A 14,693-nucleotide genomic window follows, 5' to 3' on the forward strand; every position below is an offset into this window, starting at 1 on the left:
GAGATTAAACTGCTATCTCGGATCGGACGTTTTTGCTCAAAATCCGTCAATCGATAAGTCGTGTATTTTCCAGATACATCAACTTCAACATGAAGTAACTTTGCTTTTTGAAGAAAATCAGATAGACTAAGAGAATGTTTTAAGAGAAAATTTAAACGTACTTCAGTCCTTACATTAATTTCCCAGAAGTCAGTCATATCAGTTATTAACCATATTTTAGTAGGCACATCCTAATAACGAATCAGTGCTCTCATATTTTTGTTATGCTTTGCGTAGTTATCCATCGCAAGTTTTGCAAGGAGTGGATTGTCCCCCATCCCAATTGTAACGTATAAACCAGTTTGATGATAAATTTTACGCTGAAGTAATTGAGCTAATTTATCCATTTGTTCGTATTTGTCAGTAATTTCAGGAAAGAAAAAATCTAAGGATTCTGTGACATCAAGGCATGATTCATCAATAGAATAGGCATGAATCTCATCAATGGAGGTAATCTCTGTCAAAATATTAATAACTTCAAGATTTTTTTGAATACAATACCGACCTCAATATCAGATTTTAATACTTAAAAAAAGCCAGTATAATAGTGGATTTTTAAAGTTAAGTTCAAGCTATAATAGTCGAAAGACCTTCCTCTGATAGAATGAGCTAATATATTTTTTGCTACTATTGCTGCTGCGGCAATGGAATCCTTACTCATAAAAATATAATTGTTTCTTCAAGATTTAATACTTAAAAATCGTGAGCAATCTTCACTAAAGATATTCTCACTCAAAATCTTACTTAATTCTTGACTCACATTTCGATAGATGAGTGATGGAGTATTAGGAACAACATAATAGTATTTTCCATCATTTTCGTAGATCGGGGCATCCATAGTGGTAAAATGCGTTCCTTCAATAGTGTTTCCAGCATCAGCTGCTATATCAATAATAAATGTCCCTTTTTTCAATGATTTTTGTTCTGAAAAACTTAAAATTGGATCATCATCTTTCCCAATTTCAATTCCATTGATAATGATGTCGTACTTTGTATAATTTTCTTTGAAAATTGACATTGTTTTTCGATAATACATTCGGATGTTTGAGGAATATTTTGAGATACTACTAAAGGCACCTTGCGCAACATTTCCAGAACCTAAAATAGCTATTTTTGTCTCTTCAGTTGGGATAAGTCCATATTGCAATAAAGCATCTATAACCCCTGCATATCCTGCGTAAAAACTATTTTTATATAATAGCCCCTTCGGAATACCTGATTCAAATATCTCATTTTCATAATAAATGTAAGGTGAATTACTATCTAAATCTACTACAATTAACTTTTTAGGTAGAGCTTGCTCTTTCATGAATGATTGTCCTGAACCAAAAGGATGTGTCCACCCTATAATCATCTGCCCCTCTCTAAGATGAGAGTAATCAGTGGGCTGGATGAGTTTTAGTGAGAAGATCGCCTCTGATTCCGCAAAAACTTCAGCTCTTGATAAAATATGACATCCTTTATCAATGTAATCTTGATCATCAATATCTAAAAATTTACCAAACCCCTCCTCTACCAATATTTCATTTTTAAAATCTTTAATGTCTTTTGGTAAGAGTGGCACTCGTCTCTCTCCTGGGAAGTTTGCTTTTACTAGGCCAATTTTCATAGTTTTTCCTTCTTTTCTTTTATAATTTTATAAATTTTTCTAAAAAGATTTTTTCTTTTTTAACCAGTACCAAACTAATACACTGATTAGAAGCGAAACAACCACTACAAATAACGAACGATAATGGACGACTTGAAAAGGCAACTTGAGATTTCCCCAAAACCCGTAAGTAATTGTTGGTATTGTTAAGACAATGGTAAGCTCAGTTAATATTTTCATAATATTATTCGACTGCTTCCATATAGTCTATCATGAAAGATCTCCTTAGACCTATTTGACTTGATACTTCTATCTAAATAAAAAACTATATAATTGAAGTCACTTACTAAAAAAGCCTCATATTAGAGGCCTTTGTTAATCACGATTTATCTAGAAATTTATTTAACTCTAGCTTCTTTATCTGTATTGTCTTCTACTTTGTCTTTTACTTTATCAACTTGTTCAGAGGTGAATTTTCCAGTTGTTTGAGCCGCACTAGTCACTCGATCTTGAATACTTACATCATCTTCTTTTTGTTGCTCTTTCGTTTTAATATCTGTGACTGTTACGTTAACTTCAACAACTTCCAATTCTGTCATTGCCGCAACCTCTTTACGAATGACTTCTTTAATTTTTTCATAAATATCAGGCACATTCTTACGATATTCTGTAACTACTTTCAAGTCTACTGCAACTTGTGTTTTCCCAACTTCTACGTCAACACCTGTTGTAACATCATCAGTATTAATAAGTTTTCCTGTTAAGTTTGAGAAGAACCCACCTTCTACGGAAAGAAGTCCATCCACTGATTCTAATGCTAGTCCTACAATCTTTTGCACAACTTTATCTTCATAAGTCAAAGCTCCCTTAATTTCTGGTTGGGTTTCCTTTGTTTTAGGGGTTTCTTTTTCTGCCATTGTTCCAAATGCTTTCATATTTTCTTGTACCATAATATTCTCCTTTTATAATGTTATTTACGATCTATAAATTGATCAATGATTCCTGATTTTTTTAAGAATAGACCAATATAAATTCCTAATCCAATCAAAAATAAAACCAAAATCATTTTCCAAAATCCAATAGTGAAGATACACACAGCAATGAGTGCACCTACGATTCCCCCTATAATTGGGTATCGATTTTTTTCGAAATAATCCATTGATCCCTCCTACATAACACGTTGGCGTTTAGGGTTATCATCTTTACTTAATGTATTGACTTTTACTTTAAGTTTAACCGTATGTTCCAATCCAAAGAAACTTTTTAACCCTTCAATGATTTCCTGTTCCAGAACTTGGGCTTTTTGTGCCACTTCAACTCGAGGAATAATCTCACCCTTTATATCAATTTTTATCTTATTTTTAAAAAGTGAAACAGCGATTTTTGAGTTTTTAAGGTAATCATTTTCTTTTACTTTTTCACCTACAAATCCTTCAATGGCCGACTTCTTCAAAGTTAAATCTCCATTATTTGAAGTGAGTTGTACATCCATATAGGTTCGAGGATAAAAAAGGATTACAATCAAGGCGATAATTAATATGACTGTTAAAACGATGTTCCCCCAAAACAAATAGTCTATCATATATTTACCTATGAAGGGAATGTTACTAGAGGTTGTTGTCATCCAATCATATTCCATGAAATTATAATAATCCCACGTCATTGGTAGAACAAGCGTAAGTAAAAGGAGATCAAGGATAATGAGTATTATTTTCTTTCCAGTTGCCAAAACTCCTCCTTTCTGGATCCTAAGATCTACTAATTCATTTTAGATAGGACGAAAGAAACTACAGCAACCACAATTACTGCACCAACAATGGATGGTATTAATGCCATGCCAGCAAGCGATGGCCCCCAAGTCCCAAGTAAAGCTTGACCTACGAAAGCCCCAACTAACCCTGCTAAGATATTAGCAATCCATCCCATTGAACTTCCCTTATTTGTAATCGCACCAGCGACTAATCCGATTAATGCACCAACAATTAATGACCAAATCATATGTCACCTCTTTCTTTAGAATACATTTTATGATCTAACCCTAATCTAACACAATTAGAAAGCGTATTCAAAAGATATGACTTATTTATAATTTATTAATACTATATGTACCTTCAACTATCTCAGAAAGACTATTAAAGAACTGAATAATGTACATTAATCATATCTCTCATTTTTTGAGCACAATAATATTATATGCTACCATCAAATTGCAAGTTTTAAAGAACATTTTTTAATATCTAAATTTACATCGAAGATTTGCTCCTGGTATGATAAAACTTATACAATAGAGGTAAAGCCTATTGGAAAAACAATTATAAACATATTATTTCACAATTGAGTATAGTTACGTTAAACTTTGTACTATACAGTTAATGGTTAGATATTCTGTTAACTTTGAAAGCCTGCAAAAGTTTAGTATTATTGACATAATATTCATAAACTTAAACGACCAGAAAGGAAATAGAACAAGAAAATGATTGAACAAGAAAAACACACGCTTAATGATGGACATTTGATTCCTAAAATAGGGTTAGGAACATTTCAGATTCGTGGATATGAAGGGGTGGAGCAAATTTTAACGGCTATACAAAGCGGTTATCGTTTACTTGATACCTCAACTAATTATGATAGCGAAGGAGCAGTTGGAGAAGCAATTCGTCGTTCTGGTATCCCTCGATCAAATTTTTTTGTGACAACTAAGCTACCTGGTAAATATCATCATTTTGAAGATGCTTTGAAGATGATTGAAGAGTCTTTATTACGAACAGGATTGAGCTATTTTGATCTTTACTTGATCCACTGGCCACTACCAAAGCGGGATAATTATGTTGAAGCTTGGAAAGCACTAATTGCAGCAAAAAAACGGGGTCTTGTAAGATCAATTGGGGTATCTAATTTTGAGGAAGACCATCTCGACAAAATAATTCAAGAAACTGGTGTTATACCAGCAATTAATCAAAATGAAATTCACCCTTACTGGCCTCAAGAAAAGCTATTGAAAATTAATAAAAGGTATGGCATTCTAACTCAGGCATGGAGCCCTTTAGGCCGAGGTAGTAAAGAGCTTGAGGAAAGCCTGATTCAAAACATAGCTCAAAAATATGATAAGGATACTGGTCAAATCATTCTAAGATGGCAAGTTGAAAGAGGTATTATACCTATTGTTAAAGCAACTTCTCCAGAACACCAAAGAAAAAATATAGATATTTTTGATTTTTCACTTTCTTCTGAAGAGATTAATAAAATCACAGCCTTAAAACAAGAAAATGGCAGGGTAGATAATCAAGATCCTAATGAGTATGAAGAATTTGTGTAATTGTATCACTCTGCTCTTGAATAATTAATTTCAATTGAATATATGAAGAATTGTTTCAAAAAAAACCACTAAAATTTTTCAAGTGGTTTTTTAGCTTCTATTTTGAATCATTTTAAAGGAATCCACCAATATTCCCATATTCGAAATAAAAAAATATATGACATGCACAACTAAATAATATATCCCCCCTTACAGAACATTTATATTGTCATCATCAAACATATCTATGGAATGGTCTTAGATAACTACCAATAACAGGTTGTATAATCTAACAATAGAAATCAAGTACAAGCAGGAAACACTTAAACATGCTGGGCAGACTTTCCATAATCATCAATAATTATATTTTAATTAAATTTTTTCTCAATTGATTATGTGACTTTGATTATAGAAAATTTTTTCTTATGGCTCATTTATTTTTAATAAAAAGAGTTAGAACTCTGTCTAACTCTTTTTATGTATATTATTTCAGTTTAATTACTTGCAAATTGAATAACCATATTAAAGAGAAGGGCACCTAAGCTACCGCCAATGATTGGACCTAAAACAGGTATCCATGCGTAAGACCAGTCTGAATCTCCTTTACCTTTGATAGGTAAGATGGCATGCATGATGCGAGGACCTAAGTCACGTGCGGGATTTAGAGAGTAACCTGTCGTTGCACCAAGTGATAAACCAATGGCTGTGATAATGGCACCTACTAAAAGGGGTGAGACACCCGAAGTTTGCGTAATAGTGTATTGACCGAAGGCGAGAATTCCTGTCGTCAATACTGCAGTACCAACAATTTCACTAATCAAATTCGAGCCTGTATGACGAAGAGCAGGGCCTGTAGAAAATGTGCCCAAGATATCTGCTGGATTTTTTGTTTCAGCATAGTGAGGGTAAAACATTAGGTAGAGGATAATGCTGGCGACCATTGCACCAAGCATTTGCGCAATAATATAAGGAAGAACCAAACTCCAGCTAAAACTCCCAATCATTGCCATTGCAATTGTTACTGCTGGATTCAAATGGGCTGGCGACATAAATCCAGAAATGTAAACCCCCATCATTACTGCAAATCCCCAACCGAGAGTGATAGCAACCCAACCAGCTCCTGTTGCTTTCGTTTTGTTCAGGACAACGCCTGAAACGACCCCGTTACCAAGAAGTATTAAGATAAATGTTCCTAAAAATTCACCAAGTAGCTGTACCATTTCTGAGTGCATATTGACCCCTTATTTCTATTTTTTATTTGTTTCAATTATCTTCAAACTATTTTTATTTCTTCAAATCTGATAAGTCAGATTCACGAAGCGCTTTTTCCAAAGCTTTTTCTTGTTCTGCTTTTTCTTCTACAGACCAACCGAGGAAGTCCGCAATGACATTGACGACATGAACCTTGATTTTATCTATACTTTCACGCATAAATAAAATATGGTTAGTGCGACGAAGCAAGTAGTCTACCGGTGTCAAGATCATTTCATCCTCAAGCGCATAGCGCAGACGGGCTGATTCTGCCAAAGATAAGCCTTCATAAGGTTTCATTTCAGAAGCATAGGCAAATACTTGGAGTGCGTTCATTCCATAAAAGTCTGCTATGTATTTCGCTTCCTCTTCTGTAAGACCTGCAACAACACCGATTTTCATATTTTCAGCAACGACTTCTTCAACCTTAGTTGGATCAAATTCACCACCAGAGATCTGGTATTTTTTAGAGTCGATTGGTTCATATTTCAAATCAAAGTCCTCAACAAGCAGCTGGCAGATAAGCTCCATCGCACCTGCTGCCATTTTACGGTAGTCAGTGATTTTCCCACCAGCTAAAGTAATCAAACCATCACTCTCACGTTCAAGTGAACTCCCACGAGAAACTGAAGATGGCGCGTCCCCTTTTTCTGAAAGACTTGATTCCATATTGTTCAATAAATGCTCTACTTCGGCTTTAGTTGCTGTTTTATTTTTATAGCGAAGCACGGCCTCTACGACAGCGTTAAAGCTAGTTTCAGAAACTGCACCGTTATCACCTCCGTTATAGTCTGAACCCGAATTCCCACCTAGCAATGGACGCAATCCAGCCCATGAAGCTTCAATATCATTAATCGTGATATTTGCTCCAGGATAACGGAAATTGATGACATCTAAAAGGTAGTCCACATCTTCTTGAGTAACCTTTGGATCGTTAAAGTCCCCATGATAATCTGTATCTGTCGTACCAAAATATGTTTTATTTTCACGTGGAATGGCAAAAACCATACGTTTATCATGTTTTCCTGTATCAAAATATGTTGGTTGAGGCACAGGTAATTTGGCAGCATCAACCACGAGATGGACTCCTTTTGTCGGACGCATTTTTGGCACAATCGGACGAGTGAAGTTCAAGTAACGTATCTTATCTACCCAAGGACCACTTGTGTTAATCACAAGTTTAGATTTTACTTCAATGACTTCATCTGTCAATAAGTCACGCGCCCGAACACCAGAGATTTGTCCATCAGTATAGATAAAATCAATCACTTTCATCTTGCTGATGGCTTTTGCGCCGTCTTCTACAGCTTTTTTAATATTGTCAATCACCAAACGTGAATCATTGTTACGGTAGTCAAGATAAACCCCTGCACCTTGCAAACCTTTTTTCTTAATCAGTGGCTCACGGCGTAGCACTTCTTCTGGTGAGATGGTATAGTTGGCATATGGAGAACCTTCATCAATACCTGCCAACCGATCATACAAATCCATGGCGATTTTCACAGAAAACATATCAAAAGTCGTTTTGCCTTCATCATTGTAAATAGGAAGTAACATCGGGTCTGGCTTAGGAATATGTGGCGCAATACTTTGAACAACAGCACGTTCTGAAACAGTGTCGGAAACGACTTCGACATCAAAGTTTTTTAGATAACGGATACCCCCATGCACGAGTTTCGTTGAACGTGACGATGTTCCTTCTGAAAAGTCCTGCATTTCAAGCACAGCAACTTTCATGCCAGTGGCTGCCGCTTGTAAAGTCAATCCAGCACCAGTAATACCACCTCCGATAATGAGTAAATCCATTTCTTCATTCTGAACTTTTGTGATTGCTTCTTGTCTTGTTTTTTTAGAAAAAGCCATTTCTATTCTCCTTTATGTTACTGTCTAATTGATTATTATTTGAAAGCGCGTGTTGCATTCACAGCTTTTTTCCAACCGGCATAGAGTTCTTCTCTACGTTCTTCTTGCATCTGCGTTTGGAAAATTTTGCCAGGCTCATAAGATTCTTTGAGTTCTTCTAAATCTTTCCAAAAACCAACTGCAAGACCTGCTAGGAAGGCTGCACCGAGCGCTGTCGTTTCCAAATCTCCCGCACGTTGAATAGGGATATTCAAGATATCGGCTTGGAACTGCATCAAGTATTCGTTATTTGCTGCGCCACCATCTACTTTGAGTACAGACATATCGATTCCTGTATCTTCTTTCATGGTGCTTACTACATCACGGACTTGATAAGCTATCCCTTGTAAGGTTGCTTTCACAATATCTTCTTTTGTTGTTCCACGTGTTAAACCAAACATTGCACCACGTGCTTCTTGGTCCCAATATGGTGCGCCAAGGCCGACAAAAGCTGGAACCACATAAACTTCATCTTGACTCATAGACTGGAGTGCAACTTCTTCAGAATCACTGGCACGATCCAACATCTTCAAACCATCACGTAACCATTGGATTGATGAACCTGCAACAAAGATACTTCCTTCTAAGGCATAATAAACTTTTCCGTTAATACCGTAGCCAATTGTTGTGAGCATGTTATTTTTGGAAATATGTGGTTTCTCACCCGTATTCATCACGATAAATGAACCTGTACCATAAGTATTTTTAATCATCCCTGGTTCAAAGGCCATTTGACCAAATAATGCGGCTTGCTGGTCACCAGCCATACCTGAGATTGGTACTTCAGATCCGAAGAAATGAAATCCTTTAGTCACACCATAAACTTCTGAGTTAGATTTAACCTCTGGAAGCATTGAAGCCGGGATATTCAGAATTTTCAGGATTTCTTCATCCCATTTTAACTCGTGAATGTTGTAGAGCATAGTACGACTGGCATTAGAGTAGTCTGTATAATGTACATCGCCATCTGTTAACTTCCATAAAAGCCATGTATCAATTGTTCCAAAGAGCAGCTCGCCTCGTTCCGCCCGCTCTTGTGCTCCTTCAACATGGTCAAGAATCCAACGAATTTTTGTAGCTGAAAAATATGAGTCGACAATGAGTCCTGTCTTTTTGTGGAAGAGTTCATCATGCCCTGCATCTTTAAGACCATTTGCAATATTGGAAGATTGACGTGATTGCCAAACGATGGCATGGTAGATTGGTATACCTGTTTTTTTATCCCAGATAATGGTTGTTTCACGTTGGTTAGTAATACCAATACCCGCAACCTGTACAGGCTTAATACCAGATTCGATAAATGCTCCTGCGATAACAGATTGAACAGAGTTCCAAATTTCGTTGGCATCATGTTCCACCCAACCTTCTTTAGGAAAGTACTGTGTAAATTCCTTTTGGGAGCTGCCGATATGTTTACCATGTTTATCAAATATAATAGCTCTTGAGCTTGTTGTACCTTGGTCAATTGCCATAATGTAAGAAGTTTCTGTCATGTTGTTTCTCCTTTGTAAACGCTTTCTATGATTTATATTATAGCATTTTAAAACGAATAGAAACTTTCATTTTTTATCAAATTCAAAAAAAAATTGGCAGTCGATAATAAACAACAGATTCGAATAGAAAAATTACTTGAATTTGGGCAGTTTGTGCTTACTAAGAAATAATGAGAGAGGGGGTCTCTCCCAATTTAATTTTAAACTTATTTGAGTTGCTATTCTTAATTCTTCATCTATTCTGTAATAAATTTAGTGAGAAAATGCTAAATAATGGGACCGCAGTAATATATTCATAAATGTAAAATAATATTCACGTGAAAACATAAAAAAAGAGGAGAGCACCCCTCTTTCGTGTTTCATTCTTAATTCAAAATTGCTTTTTTTTGAAATTTTTCTTTTTTTAAGTTTTCAATACGCGACAATAACTCTTCAAAATCATAATCACTGGAAAACTCGGAAAGTATATAGACAAACTTTCGACTGTCATTTCTTTTACTTGAGATAAGTAGATCATAACTCTGGCTTTCTTGATAATGCTCTAATTTTATCTTTTCAACAGATCTGAGGTGATTTTTCAGATAGTGTTCCATCGGGATTTGATAGGCAGGTGTATCAGACAAATCATAAGCCACCGTCAATTGTTGAGCAGATAAGAGCTCCAGCAGCATCAAGGCATTGCGATAACCAAAGATGAGTTCTGGCAAATCCTGCTCTTTGGGTATATAACTTAAAGCAATATCTTTGAGGTTATCAAGTAAATCTTGAAAACTCTTATCGACCCAGTTTTGTTTATGTAGCATCAAATCTTCTTGAATTTTGGTAAAGAGGCTACCTTGGAAAAAGGTGAATTTATTGTTTACTTGAGCTAACTGATAACTGATGGATTTCTCCTCTTCGAAACCTAAACGATGGGGACGATAGTGGTTTAACATTCGCTCTCTTAAAGAAATATTCAAGAGAACAGTTGGAATTTTTTTACTGCGATAAATATCAAAACGGTAATAACTTTCTTTATCTAGAATGAAAAAAGATTGGAGAAAACCGTAGAAAAAAATTGTCTCACAGTTATCCTTGCTCTGATTATCATAAATATGTTGATAAAAAAGAGAATCCAATAGTTGATAGAGATGGTCATCTTGGTATATTTTCTTCATTTCTAAAGATTTAGTAATTTGGATATCTGTAAGTTTCCGCCTTCTTTCTGTGATTGCCAACCACCGATAAAGTTTATCTTTGCTACTTTCGGAAAAATTTACTTTTAATGTTTCTTCAAGTTGCCGTACAAATTCGACCTGAAATTTAGTGACTTGCAGCAAATCTGGTCGAAATTTAGGATGAAGCGAATCAAATAGCAGATAGTAAAAATAGCGAATTTGACTTTCTTCTCCGATCAATTTATTATTTTTGATTTGAATATCAAATTCCAATAAAAGTTTATTGAGTTCTTTGATTTTGCGAAACAAAGTAGATTCACTGAGTAGCAAGAGTTCTGCTAATTCAAAAATCATGTAATTTTTTTGTTCTAAAAATAAGAGAATCAGGCGATATTTGATACTATCTTGGATTAAAAAACTGATGACTTCATCTAAGGTTTGTGATTCCGACATGTTTAGAACGAGTTTATTGTTCTGACGAATAACTTCCATGGGTTTCCCAATCATCCGCCCTATATAAGATATATCCTCCAAATAACTCTGAACCGAAGGTCGAGAGAGGTTTACCCAATCACACAGTTCCTGCGCAGTTAGCTTATCATGTTTGAGGAACAACTGACGTAAAATCTTAACCTGTATTTGTTCTTTCTTTTCAAGTAAAACTTCAATATTCACAGCTGTTCCTCTTTTTCTAAATTAATATTTTTTGTAGGAGTTTTCATATTCTCATTCTATTTTATCACTCCCCTATATTTTGTTATTAAAAATTGCTCAGTATGAACATAGTAAATTGGACACTAAAAAGAATATGACCAAAAGCCTTATTCTTCTTTTAAACTTCTATATTTTGCGACTAAACTATAAAAGTGATTAGATAAACTTAGATTATAATCTGTTTATCAAACACTAAACATGTTTTATATTAATTCACGATAATATATAAACTAATATAACCAAATCCCTTTTAGTAAATATACCAATGAATCAATAAAAAAATAAATACCAATACCTAATATAAATAATGATATTATTATTCTAGTGACATTACTTAATTTTTTTCTTCGGTTATTTTTATCTAAATACCTACTTGCTATTTTAATCAATTTTTCATAGACATTAAATATTAATGATACTACTAAAGTATATAAAGGAATCTGTCCTAACAACATCCAAATTGTTAAACATAATATTGTTAATAGTATATTCCCCTCTTTTGCACTTAGTGCAACCACTGCCCAAAAAGTCGGATCTGACATAGCCCAAAACCCAAAAATAAAACCTGCAAGTGGCATACTTCTCTTTGAAAATTTCATAAATTTCGATTCTTTCTGATCATCTACTCTTTCTTTATTTCCTTTTAGGAAGGTAGATCTTATAAACCAAGCTACACATACAATGGATATCAAAAAACCGGTAAATACATAAGCCATATCTGGAATATGATTCATTATATTTATAAAATAATTCAAGCTTATACTAGTACCGTATGAAAATATTAATCCGAAAACGACCGTGGAAAGTAGAGCCATTAAAGAAAATAAATATACTTGTTTTTTCTTTGTTCCATTTGCTAGTGCAGCCATTATAAGCACTGCTCCCACTGGATCAAATCCACCGAATCCTAACAAAATTGATGATAGTATTAATTTCATCTATCATTACCTCCATGTATCAATTTCTCTAGCAACAATCTTTTAAATTTTTGTAAATTCATTAGGCATCCATTACTTGTTACAGACTGATTTTATTATTATCAATGAAATAATTAAGACACTCCAACATCATAAGCTCTTGTCCAACACAAGCATATTCTAGCAAATAGAATTGATAATTACCAGTAATCAACTGAGTTCTAATAAAGAGGGTAATGATCCTACGGCTGTTTGATGGAACATAATCGTTTATCGTTGCTATGAACCATGCGAATCAACTTTATTGGTAATATATTTAGTTACTTTAGAAAAAAGCCTCAATAGGCTTTTTATTGTTTCTGTAATTGTAAAACTTGAGCATTATTTATCTCTTTAAAAAGTTTATTACTTGTTTCTTTAGAAATTACATCAGTTTTTACCTGGTTCAATACAAATTGATATTCAAGTTGAAATGCCTCTATGAGTAATTCGTTTGGAATAATTGTATCTTCTTGAATTTCGTTACGAATACGGTAATGTCTATTTTCCAAAATATGTTTTACTTCTTCAATATCACTAAAGTCAGTTATCTTATTTTCTAATCGCTCTTTTTCAAGAGAACTTAATTTTTCGATTGTTTGTTGATATAAACTGCTTTCTAGTCGGCTTATATCGGTTCTTATTGTCGCAAATTCTTGCATTTCTACTGAATCTACTCTTCTGCCACGTCGTCTTTTGGAGAATAATCGTCTTATTTTCTTACCAGTTGAATGTTTACTACTGTTTTCTAGATAAATTCTAAAATAGTCAATAACTTTAGGTGAAAACTGTGCTTTTATAGTTGTTGTATCAAGTAATGTTTCCTGCCAACTTATTATCTCGTCCATTAATTTACTACTCTTAGTGTGGTCAGGGATTTGTAATCCTTTTTGTGATTGTAGTTGTTTGGTAAGACTACTACGAACTTTACTATCCTCAATTTCTTCTACCATATGAAGAATCGCATAATCAACCATATCGTTACGAACCTGATTTATATTATCAGTACTTTCACCTCCAAGTGCCGGTAATAATTTTGGCAGAATCAGTGTTGGTACAATAAGACTTAAAAGAATAACAATAGCGGCCATTGTAATAATAATTTCCCTATTCTCGTTGCTCAAAATACTAGTATTCAAAGGTAAAGAGAAAGCCATTGCTAATGTCATTGTTCCATGGGCTCCTGACAAAGCAAAAATTGTTGAATCACTATTACGCTCTTCTTTTACATCAGAGAAAAAGTGTTCGATTGATCTATTTCCTTTTCTATTAGTCCAAAATTTTCTTATGAATAACATAAGTAAATAAACTAAAACGCTTATCAAAAATAGAACAATTGATTCTTTCCAACCAAGTGATTTAAAAATGTCCCAAATTCCAAATAGACTTACACCCAAGAGAATGAAAACAAAGTTATTCAGAATATCGCTTAAAATCTCCCAGATTGTATTATTCGTTAATTGAACATTTGTTGAAGTCAGTTTGAGCATATCTCCTTCAAAATTATGAATCAACCCAGCAGCAACTACAGCTAAAACACCGGAAGTTCCAAAATGTTCTGCTAACAAATAAATAAAGAAGGGGGTCAGAATTGAAATAGGAATTATGGTAGCTTCTGGCCGAGTTGCTCTGAGATTGATTGCCGTCCTAATTCGTACCAGTAGAGCACCGACAACTAAACCAATTATAATTCCACCAATTGAGACAAATATAAAGCGACCAAGTCCTTCCCAAATACTGAAATGCCCACTCTCTAAAACAGATAATCCTAAGCTCAGTAAAACTAACCCTGTTGCATCATTAAATAAAGATTCAAATTCAACTGCTTCATTAACCCCTTCGGGCATTTTCTTTCCAGAAATTATTGATTTTACAGCAACTGCATCTGTTGGCGTTACAATTGCTGCAAAACAGATAGCTAAAGAGAAAATCCAACTACCCATTATATTATTCGTAAGCACTGCTACTAAAAGTACAGTCACCACTGCTAAAGTAATTGATAGAAAAAATATTCCTCTGAAATTTTTCCGTACTTTTTTTAATGAAGTTTTACTTCCCTCATAAAACATTAATGGAGCAATGATTAACATCATAAAAAACTCTGGCTCCAATTCAAAATTTTGAAATTCTGGTAGGAAACTCAAAATAAGGCCCACACCAATCAAGATAAAAGTTTCTGAAATTTGTGGAAAAAACTCTTTGATTATATTTGCCCCGATAACACCAATCATCATCACAGCAATAAAACTAATAGCTGACATAATACACCATTTCCTAATTTTTATACTCTTACAGTAT

12 protein-coding genes and 2 pseudogenes are annotated in these 14,693 nt (G+C 34.3%); 1 reads left to right on the top strand and 13 read right to left on the bottom strand.

Annotated features, from left to right (window positions below; all coding sequences use genetic code 11):
* Positions 1-95: 95 nt before the first annotated feature.
* The 7 genes and pseudogenes from IAE52_RS01830 to IAE52_RS01860 all read right to left on the bottom strand — a co-directional run.
* Positions 96-533, bottom strand: a pseudogene (locus tag IAE52_RS01830) (DNA polymerase); the annotation flags it as partial.
* 185 nt (positions 534-718) lie between these two features.
* Positions 719-1,648, bottom strand: coding sequence for a N(5)-(carboxyethyl)ornithine synthase (locus tag IAE52_RS01835; protein WP_103054772.1), 930 nt, complete (start codon positions 1,646-1,648; stop codon positions 719-721).
* A gap of 39 nt (positions 1,649-1,687) precedes the next feature.
* A pseudogene (locus IAE52_RS01840) lies at positions 1,688-1,882 on the bottom strand (CorA family divalent cation transporter); the annotation flags it as partial.
* Positions 1,883-2,025: 143 nt separating this feature from the next.
* Positions 2,026-2,577 (bottom strand): Asp23/Gls24 family envelope stress response protein, encoded by a 552-nt coding sequence (locus tag IAE52_RS01845; RefSeq protein WP_014017382.1) that lies wholly within the window; start codon positions 2,575-2,577, stop codon positions 2,026-2,028.
* A gap of 20 nt (positions 2,578-2,597) precedes the next feature.
* Positions 2,598-2,786 (bottom strand): DUF2273 domain-containing protein, encoded by a 189-nt coding sequence (locus IAE52_RS01850; protein ID WP_011835142.1) that lies wholly within the window; start codon positions 2,784-2,786, stop codon positions 2,598-2,600.
* Positions 2,787-2,795: 9 nt separating this feature from the next.
* Positions 2,796-3,356 (bottom strand): alkaline shock response membrane anchor protein AmaP, encoded by a 561-nt coding sequence (gene amaP / locus IAE52_RS01855; RefSeq protein WP_047205608.1) that lies wholly within the window; start codon positions 3,354-3,356, stop codon positions 2,796-2,798.
* 29 nt (positions 3,357-3,385) lie between these two features.
* A complete protein-coding gene (locus tag IAE52_RS01860) occupies positions 3,386-3,625 on the bottom strand; it encodes a GlsB/YeaQ/YmgE family stress response membrane protein (protein WP_109990959.1) in 240 nt (79 codons plus the stop codon).
* A 475-nt stretch (positions 3,626-4,100) separates the two neighbouring features.
* Between IAE52_RS01860 and IAE52_RS01865 the strand changes: the two genes are divergently transcribed.
* Positions 4,101-4,943, top strand: a complete 843-nt coding sequence (locus tag IAE52_RS01865; protein WP_109990960.1) for an aldo/keto reductase — start codon at positions 4,101-4,103, stop codon at positions 4,941-4,943.
* A 473-nt stretch (positions 4,944-5,416) separates the two neighbouring features.
* Here IAE52_RS01865 and IAE52_RS01870 read toward each other — a convergent pair whose 3' ends face one another.
* The 6 genes from IAE52_RS01870 to IAE52_RS01895 form a co-directional block, all read right to left on the bottom strand.
* A complete protein-coding gene (locus IAE52_RS01870) occupies positions 5,417-6,154 on the bottom strand; it encodes an MIP/aquaporin family protein (protein WP_058203085.1) in 738 nt (245 codons plus the stop codon).
* 52 nt (positions 6,155-6,206) lie between these two features.
* Complete coding sequence (glpO, locus tag IAE52_RS01875) at positions 6,207-8,036, bottom strand: type 1 glycerol-3-phosphate oxidase (RefSeq protein WP_109990961.1); 1,830 nt, start codon at positions 8,034-8,036, stop codon at positions 6,207-6,209.
* 35 nt (positions 8,037-8,071) lie between these two features.
* Positions 8,072-9,568: a glycerol kinase GlpK gene (gene glpK / locus IAE52_RS01880; protein WP_038600881.1), complete on the bottom strand. Its 1,497-nt coding sequence runs from the start codon at positions 9,566-9,568 to the stop codon at positions 8,072-8,074.
* 365 nt (positions 9,569-9,933) lie between these two features.
* Positions 9,934-11,400 (bottom strand): helix-turn-helix domain-containing protein, encoded by a 1,467-nt coding sequence (locus IAE52_RS01885; RefSeq protein WP_026138903.1) that lies wholly within the window; start codon positions 11,398-11,400, stop codon positions 9,934-9,936.
* A gap of 269 nt (positions 11,401-11,669) precedes the next feature.
* The gene (locus IAE52_RS01890) at positions 11,670-12,377 is read right to left on the bottom strand and encodes a hypothetical protein (protein ID WP_058203087.1); all 708 of its coding nucleotides are present in this window, start codon (positions 12,375-12,377) and stop codon (positions 11,670-11,672) included.
* Between the two features lie 329 nt (positions 12,378-12,706).
* Complete coding sequence (locus IAE52_RS01895) at positions 12,707-14,656, bottom strand: sodium:proton antiporter (RefSeq protein ID WP_109990962.1); 1,950 nt, start codon at positions 14,654-14,656, stop codon at positions 12,707-12,709.
* Positions 14,657-14,693 lie beyond the last annotated feature (37 nt).

This window comes from Lactococcus sp. S47 (genome assembly GCF_016517475.1).
Lineage (GTDB): Bacteria > Bacillota > Bacilli > Lactobacillales > Streptococcaceae > Lactococcus > Lactococcus lactis.